This window comes from Flavobacterium panici, from assembly GCF_903819335.1.
Taxonomy (GTDB): Bacteria; Bacteroidota; Bacteroidia; order Flavobacteriales; family Flavobacteriaceae; genus Flavobacterium; species Flavobacterium panici.
Genome location: NZ_CAIJDE010000056.1, coordinates 1 through 18,168 on the forward strand (window position 1 = coordinate 1; position 18,168 = coordinate 18,168).

Genomic DNA, 18,168 nt, shown 5'->3' on the forward strand with positions numbered 1-18,168 from the left:
TAAACTTAATCTAAAAGGAATGAGCCCGATACAATATCGAGCTCATTATTATAAAACTTAATTATTAATTTGTCTAAACTTTTGGGTGCAGTCTAAAAGAGGCACTTTTTTTATTTTAAATTCTAAAAATTCAAGATTGATTTATGTACTTTTACAAGCTATAATTTTTAAAAAATAAATTACGTTTTGATTTCACAAAGTACAATAGATTCTGTTTTTGAAACTGCTCGCGTTGAGGAGGTTATTGGTGATTTTGTCAATTTAAAGCGCGCAGGAAGTAACTACAAAGGTTTGAGTCCGTTCTCTGATGAGCGTTCGCCTTCGTTTATGGTTTCGCCTGCAAAAGGAATCTGGAAAGATTTTAGTTCCGGAAAAGGCGGAAATTCAGTTGCTTTTTTGATGGAACACTCGCATTTTACCTATCCTGAAGCCATTCGGTATTTAGCCAAAAAATATAATATTGAAATCGAAGAAACCGAACAGACAGATGCTGAAAAGGCAATGACGGATGTTCGTGAAAGCATGTATCTGGTTTCAGAATTTGCTGCAAAGTATTTTGAAGATGTTATGGTTAATACCGAAGAAGGAAAAGCCATTGGTTTATCTTATTTTAAAGAAAGAGGATTTACTGCCGAAACAATCAAAAAATTTAATTTAGGATATTCACCGGAAACCTGGGATGCATTGACTAAAGAAGCACTAGGAAAAGGCTATAAATTAGAATTTCTGGAAAGTACAGGTTTGACAATTGCCAGAGAAGACCGTCCTTTTGACCGTTTTAAAGGTCGTGTAATGTTCCCAATTCACAGTATGTCGGGGCGCGTTTTAGGTTTTGGAGGACGTATTTTAACCAACGATAAAAAAGCAGCAAAATACCTGAATTCGCCCGAAAGTGACATTTACCATAAAAGTAAAGTCCTGTACGGAATTTATCAGGCAAAGCAGTCAATTGCAAAACTAAATAATTGTTATTTGGTAGAAGGTTATACTGATGTTATTCAGTTTAATCAAGCCGGAATTGAGAACGTTGTAGCTTCTTCAGGAACAGCTTTAACACCGGATCAAATCCGATTAGTGAATCGTTTGACCAAAAATATTACGGTACTTTTTGATGGTGACGCTGCCGGATTACGAGCTTCTATTCGAGGAATCGATTTGATTCTGGAAGAAGGTATGAATGTTAGGGTTTGTACTTTTCCTGACGGAGATGATCCTGATAGTTTTGCGCGCAAAAACTCGCATGACGCATTAGTTGCTTATTTAGAAGAAAACAGTAAAGATTTTATACAGTTTAAGGCTTCGATCTTGATGAATGAAGCTAAAAACGACCCAATCAAAAAAGCAGACTTGATTCGTGATATGGTCACTAGTATTTCTAAAATACCAGACCGTATTCAGCGTGAAGTATACATTCAGGAATGTGCCCGAATCATGGATATCTCGGAGCAGGTTTTGGTAAGTACGCTGGCGCAGTTAATTCAAAAAGATCTTGCAGACGCTAATAAAAAACAAAAGCAGGAACAAAAACCTTTTGATGTTGTTAGAAATCAGCCTTCAAAAAATGCCAATTATTCTGGAGGAGATCCCGAAGATCCAAGAAACGGACCGCCGGATGATTATCCGGGTGATTTTGGGTATCCGGCAGAACAAGAGAAAGTAGATATCTTATACGGTTTCGAAAGAAAAATTATTGAAATATTATTGCTTTACGGAAGTGTAGAAGAAGATTTTGAAGATGTTTTCCTGAAAGCAGATGAAGAAGGAAATGTTAAAGAAATTAGTGAAAAAAGAAGATACAGAGTTTACGAAAAAGTTTATTTGAGTCTTCAGGAAGATGAGGTAGAACTTTCAAACACATTATTTCAAAATATTTACACTAATATTATTGAATTCTATAATCAAAATGAGGCTTTTAGTCTTGATAAATATTTGATGCACTTACAACCTGATTTTGCGCAGGAAGTGACCAATATTTTAATGGAAGATGAAAAAGTAAACATCCACAATTGGGAAGGACAGAATATTTTTCCGAAACATAAAAATGAAACTATCGAACAAAACGTTTCAGAGACTATATTTTCTATGAGATGGTTTTTGGTTTCAAAACTTATTCATGAATTAAAAAATTCACTTATTTCTGATCCGCAGGAAGATAATTCAGAATTGTTGATGATGGTAGTAGATTATTCTAAATTATTGAATAATTTTTCTAAAAAGCTGGGAAGGGTAGTCGTTCCTTACCATGGCGGATAAAAATCAAAAAGCTCTATAGTGATAAACAATATAGAGCTTTTTTTATGGTCGATGATTCTGGCCTAAGCGAATCAGGATACCATCAAATTAAATAATTTCTAAAGTCTTAGCCTTATTTACTAAGTCTACTAAATTAGTAACGTTTAATTTAGTTAATAATCTTAGTTTGTAAGTACTGATCGTTTTCTCGTTCAGATTTAAGATTTTAGAAATCTCATTGTTTTTCTTACCATCACTTAAATAACGCAAAACCTCGATTTCACGGTTAGAAAGTTTTCTGTACAAACGTTCGCTCTTGCTTTGTTTAGCAATAAGGGCCATGTTTTTGCGAACTGTTTCGTTGATGATAATTTTTCCTTCATGTACTTTAATAATAGAAAGACCTAAAGTTTCAAGTTTTTCTGTTTTGTGTACATACCCGGATACTCCTGCTTTAATAGCATTTGGAGCATACATTTGCTCAGCTAGGTCACTGAAAATTACAATTTTTGTCTTCGGGAAATTTTTCAAGATTGATTTAACTTCGAAGATACTTGAAAGTCCTTCTAATTCTAGATCTAAGATTAGAATGTCGATTTCCTTCGTTTGAAGAATATCTCTAACCATTGAAAAATTGCCTACGTTGGCAACAATTGAAATTTGATCGTGGTCTTTGAAATAAGACTTAACGCCAAAGTGAGTCACAGGATGATTGTCTGCAAGACATACTTTAATCATAATTTTACCTTTTTAGAATTGTTATCATGTTTTTGGAATTGTAAAATTAATAAATAAATTCTGTAATTAATTGTTGACAAATGTTAAAAATTTTATTTTAACGTTTTTGGTATCAAACAAACTGGTATTGCATCCATTTTATGCTTGTTGCTGGTGTTTAATCTTTTATAAATTTCAAAGACAGATTTTTCTCTCCCGTTGAAGTCATCTGCCGATTTTCCTGACTCCGCGGCGATCATCGCCCATTCCAGTTCATCATAACTTGCTCCTAATTGATCTTCATCTGTTCTGTTATCTCCAAAAAGTCCATCAGTTGGAGCAGCTGTTAAAATTGAATTTGGAATAGTTAAAAATTCACCTAAAGCATAAACATCTGACTTCATTAAGTCAGCAATTGGGCTTAGGTCAACACCACCATCACCATACTTTGTGTAGAATCCTACACCAAAATCTTCTACCTTATTCCCCGTTCCGGCCACTAAAAGCCCGTGAATACCAGCTAGATAGTATAAAGAAGTCATTCTTAAACGCGCTCTTGTGTTGGCTAATGATAAATTAACTTTTGTTGAATCTTTTGAAGTTGGTACAGATGACTTAAACGCCTCAAAAGTGTCAGTTAAATCTGTTTTTACACTCGAAACGTTTGGAAAACGTTTTTTTAACTGATCAATATGTTCTCTTCCTCTTGATACCTGACTTTCAGCCTGATGAATCGGCATTTCTACGCATAAAACCTGCAAACCGGTCTGTGCACATAGCGTAGAGGTCACTGCAGAGTCAACTCCGCCTGAGATTCCGATTACAAATCCGTTGACTTTTGCATTAGCAGCATAATTTTTTAACCATTCAACAATATGTGTATTTACTTTTTCTGTTTGAATTGTGCTTTTTTTAGCCATAATAGTTCAAGTTTTAAGATGGAGGGATGTATATTTGCAGAATTATTTTTTAAACTACATATACTACATATATATGTAATATGTATTTAAAAATCCAGCAACACAAATCTAAATAAAATAAAATGAAAATTTATCGCTTTGTAGTGGTTCTGTGCTTGTTTTTTTTGTCTTGTGACCAAAAAACAAAGGTTGAAAAAGAGGTTGAAGAAATTCCGGTAGATATAAAAGTAGAACGTTTTGATAAAGCGTTTTTTGAAACTAAACCAGAGGATCTTGCCAAACTAAAGAAACAATATCCATACTTTTTTCCCGGGAACGATGATAACGTCTGGCTTCAAAAAATGAAAGAGCCAATTTGGAGAGAAGTTTACGAAGAGGTGCAAAAAAAATACAGCAATTTTGAACCTGTCCGTGAAGAATTCAATGAGCTTTTTAAACATGTAAAATATTATTTCCCTAAAACTAAAACACCAAAAGTTGTTACTGTAATAGGTGAAATGGATTATAATGCAAAAGCAATTTATGCAGACAGCTTAGTTGTGGTTGCTTTAGAACTGTATTTAGGAAAAGATCATAAATTTTATGAGTTTCCGGCCTATTTAAAATACAATTTTGAAGAAAAGCAAATTATGCCAGATGTAGTTTCGAGTTTTACCTACCGAAACATTCCGGCTTATCCGGATAAAAATTTAGTTTCTCAAATGATTTTTGAAGGGAAACAATTGTATGCAAAAGATTTGCTTCTGCCTAATTATACAGATGCAGAAAAAATGGGTTACACACCTGAGCAAATAAAATGGTGTGAAGAAAATGAAAGCTACATGTGGCGTTATTTTCTAGAAAGTGAAATGTTGTACAGTTTAGATCCTAAATTAACAACACGATTTATAGCACCGGCTCCATTTTCTAAATTCTATTTAGAAATAGACAACGATTCTCCGGGAAGAGTCGGCGCGTGGATTGGCTGGCAGATTGTTCGTTCCTATATGAAAAACAACAATGTACCACTGTCAGAATTATTAAAAGTGAATGCAAAAGAAATTTTCGAAAAGTCAAAATATAAACCTAAGAAATAATGTCAAATACAATACAATCAGAAATTAAATTCAACGTCGAGTTAGACGAAAACCGTGTTCCGGAAAAATTAACCTGGAGCGCACAAGATGGAGGTGTTCAAGCCGAAGAAGCAAAAGCAATAATGTTGTCAATTTGGGACAGTAAAGCAAAAGAAACAATGCGTATTGACCTTTGGACAAAAGATATGCCGGTAGACGAAATGAAAATTTTCTTTCACCAGACTTTAGTAGCAATGGCTGATACTTTTAAACGTGCTACAGACGACGAAAAAATGTCAGATACAATGAAAGATTTCTGTGATTACTTTGCAGAGAAACTGGAATTGACAAAGTAGTTTAAATTCCAATAAAAAAATCCCAAATTCCAATTTTAAGGCTGGAGTTTGGGATTTTTTATATTTTAAAATTTAATCTTTTTATTGGGATTTGGAATTTAAAAAATTGGAATTTATATTTCTAAATCGAATCTAAAAACCCGCTGTTGCTTTTAAAAACCTCCTGATTTACTTCATCAATATAAGTCAAAAGTTCTTCTTTTCCGATAGATTCTGTAGATGAGGTTACAAAATAATGAGGCATTTCGGCCCAATTGTTAGCATACATTTGTTTTTTGTAAGCCGCAATATGTGAATCAATTTTTACTTTACTGATTTTATCGGCTTTGGTGAAAATAATGCAAAACGGAATTTCACTTTCTCCCATATAAGACATAAATTCAATGTCAATTTTTTGAGCTTCATGACGAATATCAATCAAAACAAATGCACAGACTAACTGCTCTCTGTTTTCAAAATAATCCGTAATAAACTGCTGGAAAATTGATTTTGTTTTTTTTGAAACTTTAGCATAACCATAACCCGGTAAATCGACTAAAAACCAATTGTTATTGATTTTAAAGTGATTTATCAGCTGTGTTTTTCCTGGTCTTCCAGATGTTTTTGCTAAATTTTTATGATTGGTAATCATGTTAATCAAAGATGATTTACCAACGTTTGATCTGCCTATAAATGCATATTCCGGCAGAAAATCTTTCGGGCATTTTGATGCATCAGAATTACTGATGATAAATTCGGCGGTATTAATTTTCATATTCTTGTTTTTTAAAACCTCCTTAAAATCGAAAGTTAGAGGCTATAATTTCTGCTCGGTAAGCCATTTTTCAAGAATTTCATTAAATTCCTGAGGATGTTCCATCATAGCTGCGTGTCCACATTTGTCAATCCAATACAAAGTTGAATTTGGCAATAATTTATCAAATTCTTCGGCAACATTTGGCGGCGTTACAGAGTCATTTTTACCCCAAATAATACAGGTTTTAACTGTCATTTTTGGTAAATCTTTAGCCATATTATGACGAATAGCGCTCTTTGCAATCGTTAAAGTTTTAATCAGTTTGATGCGGTCGTTAGCCGTCGCATATACTTCATCGATAAGTTCAGGAGTAGCAATTTTTGGATCATAAAACACATCTTCAGCTTTCTTCTTGATGTATTCATAATCACCTCTTCTAGGATAACTGTCTCCCATTGCACTTTCGTAAAGTCCAGAACTTCCGGTAATTACAAGTCCGGCTACTTTTTCAGGATATAATTTTGTATGGTAGAGTGCAATATGTCCTCCCAATGAATTTCCTAATAAAATAACCTTGTCAAAACCTTTAAAAGTGATGAAATCCTTAACGTATTTAGCAAAGCTTTTTACATTCGTTTTTAAAATGCTTTGTGTGTATATTGGCAAATCAGGGATAACAACTTTGTATCCTTTTGTTGGGAAATATTCTGCTACACCATCAAAGTTACTAAGGCCTCCCATTAACCCGTGTAAAATTACAATAGGGGTTCCTTCGCCAGCTTCAAAATAGCTGTATTTGCCTTCTTTTTTGTAGTTTTTGTCCATCTAGTTTAATGCCAATTTCAATTTCGACAAATATAGGGTTTAATAAATAAAAATGAATTTTTGCTGCCATTTTTTAACTACATAATTTTAGTCGAATATATAAGTGTTTAAAAATCAGCTTTTAGAGTGTGTTTTGTGATATTACGGAATTGTTAAAATCATTGCATTATAATTACTTTTTTAAGAGAAAGACTATTTATTTTTTTTAATTGTTAAAAGATTCAATTCTTAAACTGATTAATATCTAAAGTGTTGATTTGATAATAATTAAGTGAAGTGGTAGAAATGTGGTTAAACTTATTAACAAAGTGGTATTTAGTGGTAATATGTGGTAATTTTTTTTATATTTTTGCTGTATAACATGTTAAGTGGATTTTCTTGAACACAATTGTAGGAACATATGAGTGTAAAGTCGATGCTAAAGGGAGGTTAATGATACCTGCACCTTTAAAAAAGCAATTGGCTTCTTCCCTTCAGGACGGTTTTGTCTTGAAGCGCTCTGTTTTTCAGCAATGTTTAGAGTTGTACCCAATGGATGAGTGGAATTTGATGATGGCGAAAATTAACAAGTTGAATCGTTTTGTAAAAAAGAACAATGATTTCATTCGCAGATTTACTGCCGGCGTAAAAGTGGTAGAGATTGATGCATTAGGAAGATTGTTAGTGCCAAAAGATTTGGTGACTTTTTCTGGTATTGCTAAAGATGTTGTTTTTTCATCTGCGGTTAATATTGTGGAGATTTGGGATAAAGATTTATACGAAAAATCAATAAGCGGCGAAGATATGGATTTTGCAGATTTAGCCGAAGAAGTAATGGGAAATATCAATGACGACGACAATGGAATATCATAATCCAGTTTTACTTCATCCAACAGTTGATGGTTTAAATATTAAGCCAGACGGCATTTACGTAGATGTAACGTTTGGCGGCGGCGGGCACTCAAAAGAAATTTTGAGACGTTTAGGGCCAAACGGAAGGTTATTCGCCTTTGATCAGGATGAAGATGCTTTAGCAAATGCCTTGCCGGACGAAAGGTTTACTTTAATTAATGAGAATTTCAGATTTATAAAAAGATTTCTTCGTTTTCATGGTATTAAATCGGTTGACGGGATTTTGGCAGATTTAGGAGTTTCATCACATCAGTTTGATGTTCCGGAAAGAGGTTTTTCAACCCGATTTGATGCCGAGCTGGATATGCGGATGAGTCAGAAAAATGATTTAAATGCTTACCGAGTGGTTAACGAATATGAAGAACAGGATTTACGTCGTGTTTTTTTTGATTATGGGGAGTTGAAAAACGCGCCGGTTTTAGCCAGAACAATTGTAGAAGCGAGAAGAGATTATCCTATCAAAACGACAGATGAATTAAAAGACGTTTTGAAGAAATTTTTACCTGAGAAAGTTCGAAACAAAATATTGGCTCAGATTTATCAGGCTATTCGAATTGAAGTAAATCAGGAAATGGACGTTCTAAAAGAATTTATTGAGCAATCGTTAGAGATTTTGAATCCGGGTGGGAGACTTTCAGTAATCTCATACCATTCTTTAGAAGACAGACTGGTAAAAAGATTTATTAAAAACGGAATGTTTGAAGGAGAGCCGGAAAGAGATTTTTTCGGAAATTTTTCAGTACCGTTCAAAACAATAGGAAAACTGATTGTTCCAGATGATGAAGAAATCAAAATCAACAACAGAGCAAGAAGTGCAAAATTGAGAATTGCCGAAAAGATATAATATATATAGGTAGAAAAAATGAAAGGTGGATTATTCAGCATATTAAAGGCAAGGTTTCTAATAAACGATGACGCGGTAAAAAACTGGCGATTCATAGTTTTTATAATTCTGCTGGCCATTTTGATGATTGCAAATACACAGCGATACGAACAAAAGGTTTTTGAAATCGCAAAACTAAATAATGAAGTAAAAGAATTGAGATCTGAATTTGTAGATCGACGTTCAGAACTGATGAAGTTAAAAATGGAATCGACGATATCAGATAAAATGCTTGAAAAGCAAATTTATCCATCAACAGTTCCTCCAACAAAAATAGAAGTTAAAAAAGAAGAAGAAAAAAGTTTCTTTAAAAGAATATGGCAGTAGACGATAAACATATATCCTACAGAATTTACCTCGTAGCAGTTTTCATCTTTTTGATGGCAATTGCTATTGTTGTTAAATTAACCAATATTCAATGGGTTGAAGGAGATTATTACAGAAAACTGGCAAAACAGCGTACCGTTAGAAATTTTGTAATTCCGGCAAACAAAGGAAATATTTATTCTGCGGACGGAAGTTTACTGGCAACATCAATTCCGAATTATGAAATTCGTTTTGATGCAAAAGCGCCAAAAAAAGAAACTTTTGAAAAGTATGTAAAACCATTATCTGATTCTTTAGAAACGATTTTAGACAGACCATCAGGTTATTATGAAAAAGAATTAAGAAAAGCGCGAGAAAACAAAAATCGTTATTATTTGATTGCGCGCAATTTAAGTTATACCGAATATGTGAAAATTAAAGGTTTTCCATTATTCAATTTAGGCGCTTTTAAAGGCGGAATTATTGTAGAGCAGGAAACGGTTAGAAAACATCCGATTGGAAAAATTGCCGAAAGAACAATTGGTTACGACCGTATTGATCCTGCAACCGGAGTTGAAGTTGGAAAAGGAATCGAATGGGCTTTTAAAAGTTATTTGAACGGAAAAGACGGGAAAATCCTAAAACAAAAAATTGCAAAAGGCCAATGGAAACCAATTCGTGATTTAAACGAAGTAGACCCAATTGACGGTTATGATGTGATTTCGACAATAGATGTTTTCATTCAGGATATTGCGCATCACGCATTACTAAAACAACTGGAAGATTACGAAGCAGATCACGGTTGTGTAGTAGTTATGGAAACAGAAACCGGACATGTAAAAGCAATTTCAAATTTAGGAAGAGCAGAAGACGGATCGTATTACGAAACAACAAATTACGCAATTGCAGAATCTCATGAACCGGGATCGACTTTTAAATTAGTTGATTTAATGGCAATTTTAGAAGATAAAGTAGCCGATACAAGTACAGTTTTCGATAGTCACGGAGGACAAGTTAAATATTACGGGCGAGCTGTTAATGATTCGCACAAAGGTGGTTATGGAAAAGTTTCATTAGCACGCGGATTTGAACTTTCGTCAAACACAGTTATGGTTCAGGCGGTTTATGAAAATTATAAAAGTAATCCGTCTAAGTTTGTGAATCATATTAATAGTTACGGATTAAATAAGACATTAGGATTACATTTTAAAGGAGAAGGAAGACCGTATATTCCGCAACCTGGAGACAAACATTGGTCAGGAACTACGCTTCCGTGGATGGCTTTTGGATATAATGTTTCGGTTACGCCAATGCAGACTTTGGCATATTATAATTCAGTTGCCAATAATGGTGTAATGGTAAAACCGCAATTTGTTTCTGAAATTAAAGAATGGAACAAAACCATCAAAAAGTTTGATGTTGAAGTAATAAACCCAAGAGTTTGTTCGCCGGAGACTATTAAAAAACTGAAAGCAGTATTGCTGAATGTCGTTAAAAAAGGAACAGGTTCTAAGTTGTATTCTAAAGATTTTTCGATGGCAGGAAAAACAGGAACGGCTCAGATGAATTATGGAGGAAAAGAAGGAAAATCAGCATTGTATTATGCATCTTCTTTCGTTGGATATTTTCCGGCAGATCATCCTAAATATTCTTGTATTGTAGTGGTTCACAAACCAAATACATCAAAAAATAATTATTACGGAGCAGACGTTGCAGGGCCGGTTTTTAAAAGAATTGCCCAAAAAATATTTACAGACGCACCATCAACAAATAAAATTAAACAACTTGATTCTAAAATTGCAAAACAAGAAAGCAGTTACGAGAAGTACGATGTAGAATCAAGAAAAAAATCAAATGCAATTCCTAATTTAAAAGGAATGCCGGGAATGGATGCCGTTGCTTTGCTTGAAAATCTTAATGTGAAAATTAAAGTAAAAGTAATAGGAGTAGGAAAGGTGAAAAAGCAGTCTATTCAGGCAGGGGAAACTATAAATAAAAACACAACTATAGTATTAGAATTATCGTGAAAATACTAAAAGACATATTATACAAAGTAGCTATCGAATCTGTTGCAGGTTCGACAGAAGTCGGCATCCAGAAAATTGAATTTGATTCCCGAAAAGTAGAATCAAATGATGTTTTTGTTGCCATTCGCGGTTCCTTATCTGACGGGCACGATTATATCGAAAAAGCGGTTCAGTTAGGTGCAAAAGCTATTATTTGTGACACACTTCCTCAAAATATTGAGAAAGAAGTAACCTATATTCAGGTAAAAGATACCAATACAGCATTGGCTTTTATTGCTGCTAATTATTTTGAAGATCCATCTTCAAAACTAAAATTAGTAGGCGTAACAGGAACAAACGGAAAAACAACAATTGCATCATTATTATTTCAATTGTTTCAAAAAGCAGGATTTAAAGTTGGTTTATTATCAACCGTAAAAATCATGGTTGATGATACGGAATATCCGGCAACGCATACAACGCCAGATTCAATTACAATCAATCATTATTTAAATGAAATGATTGAAGCTGGAGTTACGCACTGTTTTATGGAAGTAAGTTCACACGGAATCCACCAAAAACGTACAGAAGCTTTGCATTTTGTAGGCGGAATTTTCACGAATCTTTCGCACGATCATTTAGATTATCACGCAACATTTGCTGAATACAGAGATGTAAAAAAATCATTTTTTGATTCACTGCCAAAAACAGCTTTCGCATTATCAAACATCGATGATAAAAACGGAACTGTAATGCTGCAAAATACCGTTGCAAGAAAGTTTACATACGCACTAAAATCGTATGCTGATTTTAAAGCAACAATTTTAGAAAGCCAATTGTCTGGTTTATTATTAAAAGTAAACGACAATGAAGTTTGGGTAAAACTAATCGGGACTTTCAATGCTTACAATGTTCTGGCGATTTATGGAACTGCAGTTGAGTTAGGAATGGATAGCTTGGAAGCATTACGCTTACTGTCTGATTTAGAAAGTGTTTCGGGTCGTTTTCAATACATTGTTACCGATTCAAAAATAACAGCAATTGTAGATTACGCACACACGCCGGATGCTTTAGAAAATGTTCTAAAAACGGTTGATGATATCCGTACAAAAAACGAACAATTGATTACAGTTGTGGGGTGCGGCGGAAACAGAGATAAAACAAAAAGACCAATTATGGCAAAAATTGCGACAGATCTTAGTGATAAAGCAATTTTAACATCAGATAATCCAAGAAACGAAGATCCTGAAGTGATTCTCGATGAAATGGAACAAGGTATAGAAGCTCATAATTATAAAAAAATATTGAGAATTACGGATAGAAAACAAGCTATTAAAACCGCTTGTCAATTGGCACAGCCAAATGATATTATTCTGATTGCCGGAAAAGGGCATGAAACCTATCAGGAAATAAATGGTGTTCGCCATCATTTTGACGATATGGAGACTGTAAAAGAAATTTTAGACCAACTAGGAAAATAACAAAATGAAAATTCCAAATTCCAAAATCCAATATAACGTTGGAATTTGGGATTTAAAAATTGGAATTTCATTCAAAATTGGAATTTAAAAAATAGAAAAATATGCTGTACTATTTATTTGAATATTTTGACAAAACATTAGATTTACCAGGAACAGGAGTATTCCAGTACATCACTTTTAGATCGGCTTTAGCATTTATGCTTTCATTGCTTTTGTCAACTATTTATGGTAAAAGGGTGATTAACTTTTTGCGCCGCCAGCAAGTTGGGGAAACAGTTCGTGAACTTGGTTTAGCAGGTCAAAACGAGAAAGCTGGTACACCAACAATGGGAGGATTAATCATCATTTTTGCCACATTAATTCCGGTTTTTCTATTTGCAAGACTTCATAATATCTATATCGTATTGCTTATTGTAACTACATTATGGATGGGAACTATTGGTTTTGTTGACGATTATATCAAAATATTCAAAAAAGACAAACAAGGATTAAAAGGAATTTTCAAAGTAATTGGTCAGGTTGGTCTTGGGATAATAGTTGGAGCAGTTCTATATTTTAATCCAGCCGTGACAGTAAGAACAGATACAGGGCGTACAGATGTTTTTAAATCAAATGTGAGCACAACGGTAGTTTTGCCGGCGCCAGTTGAAGAAAAATCGACAGCAACTACAATTCCTTTCGTAAAAAATAATGAATTTGATTATGCCGAAGTCCTGTCATTTATGGGAGACGGATATGAAAAATGGGCTTGGCTGGTATTTATTCCGGTTGTAATTTTTATCATCACAGCAGTTTCAAACGGAGCAAATTTAACAGATGGAATCGATGGTCTCGCAGCCGGAACCTCCGCAGTCTCGGTACTCGCACTCGGAATATTTACATTCGTTTCAGGAAATATTATTTTCTCCAACTATCTAAATATAATGTACATACCCAATTCGGGAGAAATGACCGTCTTTATATCTGCCTTTGTTGGAGCTTTAATTGGATTTCTTTGGTACAATTCATTTCCGGCATCCGTATTTATGGGAGACACAGGAAGTTTGACCATTGGAGGAATCATTGCCGTTTTAGCGATTGCAGTTCGTAAAGAAATATTGATTGTTTTATTCTGCGGAATTTTCCTTGCCGAAAGTGCTTCAGTAATTATTCAGGTAACTTATTTTAAATATACGAAGAAACGCTTTGGCGAAGGCCGAAGAATTTTCCTGATGTCGCCATTGCACCATCATTATCAGAAAAAAGGATATCACGAAAGTAAAATTGTGACCCGTTTCTGGATTGTTGCTGTAATGTTAGCCATATTATCAATCGTTACTTTAAAATTAAGATAAATGAGATTAGTGGTATTAGGAGGAGGAGAAAGTGGGGTTGGAACCGCCATTCTCGGAAAGAAACAAGGTTACGATGTTTTTGTATCGGATTTTGGAAAGATAAAAGAAAGCTATAAAGAAGTTCTTATCATTAATAAAATTGCCTGGGAAGAAGAACAGCATACAGAAGATTTGATTCTAAATGCTGATGTGGTGATGAAAAGCCCCGGAATTCCAGATAAATCTCCGATAGTTAAAAAGTTGATTGAAAAAGGAGTAAAAGTAATTTCGGAAATCGAATTTGCCGTCCCTTATACAGAAGCAATGACAATTGGAATTACTGGAAGTAATGGTAAAACAACAACAACAATGCTCACGTATCATTTGCTTAAATCGGCCGGACTAAATGTAGGTTTGGGAGGAAATATAGGAAAGAGTTTTGCCTGGCAGGTAGCCGAAAATAAATACGACGCATACGTTCTTGAATTAAGCAGTTTTCAGTTAGACGGAATAATAGAATATAGGCCGGATATAGCGATAATAACGAACATAAGCCCGGATCATTTAGATCGATACGAATATAAATATCAAAATTATATCAACTCGAAGTTCCGAATAACGATGAATCAAACCGAAAGCGATTATCTCATTTATGATGCAGACGACGAGGCAAGCGCAGAATGGTTAAAAAATAACAAAACAAAAGCAAAATTAATTCCTTTTTCATTGACAAAAAGTTTTGACGAAGGAGCTTCTATAAATAACAACAAAATGGAAATAAAGATCAACCAAGAAGAGTTTACAATGGAAACAGAATACATTGCGTTAGAAGGAAAACATAATATGAAAAACGCAATGGCAGCAAGCTCTGTAGCAAAATTGATGCAAATTAGAAATGCAACAATTCGTGAAAGTTTATCTAATTTTCAAGGTGTTGAACACCGTTTAGAGAAAGTATTAAAAATCCAGAATGTACAATACATCAACGATTCAAAAGCAACAAACGTAAACGCTACTTTCTTTGCTTTAGACAGCATGAATGTTCCAACCGTTTGGATTGTAGGAGGAGTTGATAAAGGAAACGATTACAACGAATTAATGCCATTGGTTCGTGAAAAAGTAAAAGCCATTATCTGCCTTGGAGTTGATAACCATAAAATTATTAACGCTTTTGGTGATGTTGTTGATATTATGGTTGAAGTAAATAACATGAACGACGCTGTAAAAACAGCTCAAAAATTAACTGAAAAAGGTGACGCTGTTTTATTGTCTCCAGCCTGCGCAAGTTTCGATTTATTCGAAAACTACGAAGATCGTGGAAAACAATTCAAGCAAGCGGTTCATAATTTATAATTTTAGATTTTAGAGTTTAGATTTTAGATTGTTTCTAAACTTTGAGATTTTAGATTAATAAATTTTTTAAGTTCTTTTTGATTATGACGACGGATGAAATGAAGTTGAGAACAAAAAAGTTCTCTTTGAGTGTAATTGGTTTAGCTGAAAAATTACCTGGTACATACATTGTAAAAGTAATTGCAAATCAAATTGTGAGAAGCGGTACATCTGTTGGAGCAAATTACAGGGCAGTTTGCAGAGCGAGAAGCGATAAAGAATTTATTTCAAAAATGAATATAGTTTTAGAAGAATCTGATGAAACTCTATTTTGGCTAGAAATTATAAAAGAAAAAGATTGGAGCGATAAATCAGAATTAGAAATGATTTTGAAAGAAGGAAATGAACTAACAGCCATTTTTGTAAGCAGTTTAAAAACAGTAAACAGAAGAATAAATAAATAAAAACCGAAGGTTTTAGAAAATAATCTAAAATCTAAAATCAGAAATCTACAATGAAGCAATTGGTAAACAAACTAAAAGGAGATAGGGTAATATGGTCATTCGTGGCTTTATTGGCGTTGTTTTCGTTTATGCCTGTTTTTAGTGCGAGTAGTAATCTGGCGTATATCGGTCATGGAACCGGAAATACATTAGGTTATCTGGTAAAACATTTGGCACACGTTTGCATCGGTTTCCTCATTATTTACTGGGTTCATAAAGTACCGTATCATTATTTTAGAGCCATTTCAAAAATTGCACTTCCGGTAGTTTGGTTATTGTTATTATATACCTTGTTGAAAGGAACTGTAATTGCAGGAGCAAATGCAAGTCGTTGGATTCAGGTACCGTTCATTGGAATTACGTTTCAAACATCAACATTAGCGGCAAGCGTATTGTTTATTTATGTAGCACGTTATTTGTCAAAAACTAAAGAAGAAAATGAGCCGTTTCAAACCTCATTTGTTCAGCTTTGGGTTCCGGTGTTTATTACTTTGGCATTAATATTACCAGCCAACTTTTCAACCACAGCATTGATTTTTGCAATGGTAATGATGCTGACATTTATTGGTAAATATCCATTAAAATATATTGCTTTTATCATTGGGTCAGGAATTGCGATGTTAGCCTTTTTCCTTTTGGTAGCAAAGGCATTTCCAGAATCAAGATTCTTCAGCAGGGTATCAACATGGGAAAGTCGTATTATGAACTTTACCACAGATAAGCCAGACGAAGATGATTATCAAATTGAAAAAGCAAAAATTGCAATTGCGTCTGGAAGATTAGGTGGATTAGGACCGGGAAAAAGTGTTCAAAAGAACTTTTTACCACAATCATCTTCCGATTTTATTTATGCTATTGTAGTAGAAGAATATGGTTTAGTAGGCGGAGTTTCAATTTTAGTTCTCTATTTATTGTTATTGTTCCGATTTGTGATTGCGTCGCATAAAGCCAATACATTATTCGGAAAACTAGTCGTCGTCGGACTCGGATTTCCTATGATATTTCAGGCCATGATTAATATGGCTGTTGCAGTAGAATTGCTGCCGGTAACAGGACAGACGCTTCCGTTGATAAGTTCAGGAGGAAGTTCCATCTGGATGACTTGTTTCTCACTTGGAATTATCATTAGTGTAACCAAGAAAGACGAAGAAATCGCCGAAGAACAAGAAGAAAAAGAAAGAAGAAAAGAAGCACTTCAAAGATTAATAGATAAAGAATTGGCAGAAGAAGATTTGCCGGTTGATGAAAGAGAAGAAATTTACGAAGAAGAAGCGATGTATTCAATTCAGGATAATTCAAGAAATCCGATGAATGCAGTTTTAAACAAATAATAAAGGATAAATAGTTTAACGATAACTATTACGAGATATGACAAAGTATAAATTCATACTAAGCGGAGGCGGAACAGGTGGACATATCTATCCTGCAATTGCTATTGCAAATGAATTAAAATTACAATTTCCTGATGCTGAATTTCTTTTTGTAGGTGCCAAAGATAAAATGGAAATGCAAAAAGTACCTCAGGCAGGTTATGAAATAAAAGGTCTTTGGATTGCTGGTTTACAAAGAAAATTAACCTTGCAGAATATGATGTTTCCTCTAAAATTAGCAACAAGTTTGTTAGAATCAAGAAGAATCATCAAACAGTTTAAACCAAATGTTGTAATAGGAACGGGAGGTTTTGCCAGCGGACCATTATTACAGGCAGCAGGAGGAGCAGGGATTCCAACGGTAATTCAGGAGCAAAACTCTTTTCCGGGAATTACAAACAAACTGCTAAGCAAAAAAGCGAATGCAATTTGTGTGGCCTATGAAAATTTAGAACGTTTTTTTCCAAAAGATAAAATCGTTTTGACAGGAAACCCGGTTCGTCAGGATTTAATTGATATTGATAATAGACGAGATGAAGCAATTGCTTTTTATGGTTTAGATCCAGATAAAAAAACATTGCTGGTGCTGGGCGGAAGTTTAGGCGCAAGAAGAATCAATCAGTTAATTGAAAAAGAATTGTCAAATTTTCTTTCGCAGGATGTTCAAATCATCTGGCAGTGCGGAAAATTATATTTTGAAGATTATAAAAAACACAATCAGCAAAACGTAAGAGTTGTTGATTTTATTGAAAGAATGGATTTTGTTTACGCTGCCGCAGATGTAATTATTTCAAGAGCAGGAGCATCATCAGTTTCAGAATTATGCATTGTAGGGAAACCGGTAATTTTTATTCCGTCACCAAATGTAGCCGAAGATCATCAAACAAAAAATGCACAGGCCATTGTAGAGGCTAAAGGTGCGATTTTGTTGAAAGAAACTGAACTAGACAGCGAGTTTAGCATTGTTTTTGAAGCGCTGCTGAAAGATGATGGAAAACAAAAACAATTGAGCGCAAATATTAAAAAACTGGCAAAACCAGATGCGACAAAAGTAATTGTAGAAGAAATTAAAAAGTTGTTATAATATAACTTTTTATAAAAATTATGAAACATTTGGAGAATTGTGCAACGTTATTTTAGGCAATTTGGTCAAATAAGAACAAGAAAAACACAAAGGCTTAATTACTAGTTTTTTATGGGATTAAAAGCAGTAGAAAAGTCTTAAAATAGAATTAAAGGAGA

17 protein-coding genes are annotated in these 18,168 nt (G+C 34.1%); 13 read left to right on the forward strand and 4 right to left on the reverse strand.

Annotated features, from left to right (window positions below; genetic code table 11):
* Positions 1 to 186 precede the first annotated feature (186 nt).
* Positions 187 to 2,253 carry a DNA primase gene (gene dnaG / locus FLAPXU55_RS17980; RefSeq protein ID WP_180859909.1) on the forward strand — a complete coding sequence of 689 codons (2,067 nt, stop codon included), beginning with the start codon at positions 187 to 189 and terminating at the stop codon, positions 2,251 to 2,253.
* A gap of 87 nt (positions 2,254 to 2,340) precedes the next feature.
* Here dnaG and FLAPXU55_RS17985 read toward each other — a convergent pair whose 3' ends face one another.
* Together FLAPXU55_RS17985 and nadE are read right to left on the reverse strand one after the other, a co-directional pair.
* A complete protein-coding gene (locus FLAPXU55_RS17985; protein WP_026730588.1) occupies positions 2,341 to 2,970 on the reverse strand; it encodes a response regulator transcription factor in 630 nt (209 codons plus the stop codon).
* A 92-nt stretch (positions 2,971 to 3,062) separates the two neighbouring features.
* Positions 3,063 to 3,869, reverse strand: a complete 807-nt coding sequence (gene nadE, locus FLAPXU55_RS17990; RefSeq protein ID WP_053472084.1) for an NAD(+) synthase — start codon at positions 3,867 to 3,869, stop codon at positions 3,063 to 3,065.
* A gap of 122 nt (positions 3,870 to 3,991) precedes the next feature.
* On the opposite strand from nadE, the gene gldB reads away from it, so the two are divergent.
* Together gldB and gldC are read left to right on the forward strand one after the other, a co-directional pair.
* Entirely contained in the window at positions 3,992 to 4,945 is a 954-nt protein-coding gene (gene gldB / locus FLAPXU55_RS17995; RefSeq protein ID WP_053472085.1) for a gliding motility lipoprotein GldB, read from the forward strand.
* Positions 4,945 to 5,280: a gliding motility protein GldC gene (gldC, locus tag FLAPXU55_RS18000; protein WP_053472086.1), complete on the forward strand. Its 336-nt coding sequence runs from the start codon at positions 4,945 to 4,947 to the stop codon at positions 5,278 to 5,280. Before gldB ends, gldC begins: the two co-directional genes overlap by 1 nt.
* A gap of 121 nt (positions 5,281 to 5,401) precedes the next feature.
* On the opposite strand, the gene yihA is transcribed toward gldC, so the two are convergent.
* The gene (gene yihA / locus FLAPXU55_RS18005; protein ID WP_053472087.1) at positions 5,402 to 6,034 is read right to left on the reverse strand and encodes a ribosome biogenesis GTP-binding protein YihA/YsxC; all 633 of its coding nucleotides are present in this window, start codon (positions 6,032 to 6,034) and stop codon (positions 5,402 to 5,404) included.
* 42 nt (positions 6,035 to 6,076) lie between these two features.
* Entirely contained in the window at positions 6,077 to 6,841 is a 765-nt protein-coding gene (locus FLAPXU55_RS18010; RefSeq protein WP_180859911.1) for an alpha/beta fold hydrolase, read from the reverse strand.
* Between the two features lie 378 nt (positions 6,842 to 7,219).
* Here FLAPXU55_RS18010 and FLAPXU55_RS18015 point away from each other — a divergent pair, with 378 nt between their 5' ends.
* The 10 genes from FLAPXU55_RS18015 to murG all read left to right on the forward strand — a co-directional run bounded on the left by FLAPXU55_RS18015 (position 7,220) and on the right by murG (position 18,010).
* Positions 7,220 to 7,693: a division/cell wall cluster transcriptional repressor MraZ gene (locus FLAPXU55_RS18015; RefSeq protein ID WP_053472089.1), complete on the forward strand. Its 474-nt coding sequence runs from the start codon at positions 7,220 to 7,222 to the stop codon at positions 7,691 to 7,693.
* Entirely contained in the window at positions 7,668 to 8,576 is a 909-nt protein-coding gene (gene rsmH / locus FLAPXU55_RS18020) for a 16S rRNA (cytosine(1402)-N(4))-methyltransferase RsmH (protein ID WP_180859913.1), read from the forward strand. Before FLAPXU55_RS18015 ends, rsmH begins: the two co-directional genes overlap by 26 nt.
* Before the next feature lie 18 nt (positions 8,577 to 8,594).
* Positions 8,595 to 8,942, forward strand: a complete 348-nt coding sequence (locus FLAPXU55_RS18025; protein ID WP_180859914.1) for an FtsL-like putative cell division protein — start codon at positions 8,595 to 8,597, stop codon at positions 8,940 to 8,942.
* Positions 8,933 to 10,948, forward strand: a complete 2,016-nt coding sequence (locus tag FLAPXU55_RS18030; protein ID WP_053472091.1) for a penicillin-binding protein — start codon at positions 8,933 to 8,935, stop codon at positions 10,946 to 10,948. Before FLAPXU55_RS18025 ends, FLAPXU55_RS18030 begins: the two co-directional genes overlap by 10 nt.
* Positions 10,945 to 12,408, forward strand: coding sequence for a UDP-N-acetylmuramoyl-L-alanyl-D-glutamate--2,6-diaminopimelate ligase (locus FLAPXU55_RS18035; RefSeq protein WP_180859915.1), 1,464 nt, complete (start codon positions 10,945 to 10,947; stop codon positions 12,406 to 12,408). Before FLAPXU55_RS18030 ends, FLAPXU55_RS18035 begins: the two co-directional genes overlap by 4 nt.
* Before the next feature lie 101 nt (positions 12,409 to 12,509).
* Positions 12,510 to 13,742, forward strand: a complete 1,233-nt coding sequence (gene mraY / locus FLAPXU55_RS18040; protein ID WP_056204827.1) for a phospho-N-acetylmuramoyl-pentapeptide-transferase — start codon at positions 12,510 to 12,512, stop codon at positions 13,740 to 13,742.
* Positions 13,743 to 15,074, forward strand: coding sequence for a UDP-N-acetylmuramoyl-L-alanine--D-glutamate ligase (gene murD / locus FLAPXU55_RS18045; protein ID WP_180859916.1), 1,332 nt, complete (start codon positions 13,743 to 13,745; stop codon positions 15,072 to 15,074).
* Positions 15,075 to 15,157: 83 nt separating this feature from the next.
* The gene (locus FLAPXU55_RS18050) at positions 15,158 to 15,517 is read left to right on the forward strand and encodes a four helix bundle protein (RefSeq protein WP_180859918.1); all 360 of its coding nucleotides are present in this window, start codon (positions 15,158 to 15,160) and stop codon (positions 15,515 to 15,517) included.
* Positions 15,518 to 15,567: 50 nt separating this feature from the next.
* On the forward strand, positions 15,568 to 16,887 hold the full coding sequence (locus FLAPXU55_RS18055; protein WP_180859920.1) for an FtsW/RodA/SpoVE family cell cycle protein: 1,320 nt from the start codon (positions 15,568 to 15,570) through the stop codon (positions 16,885 to 16,887).
* A gap of 37 nt (positions 16,888 to 16,924) precedes the next feature.
* Positions 16,925 to 18,010 carry an undecaprenyldiphospho-muramoylpentapeptide beta-N-acetylglucosaminyltransferase gene (gene murG, locus FLAPXU55_RS18060; RefSeq protein WP_180859922.1) on the forward strand — a complete coding sequence of 362 codons (1,086 nt, stop codon included), beginning with the start codon at positions 16,925 to 16,927 and terminating at the stop codon, positions 18,008 to 18,010.
* Positions 18,011 to 18,168: the final 158 nt, after the last annotated feature.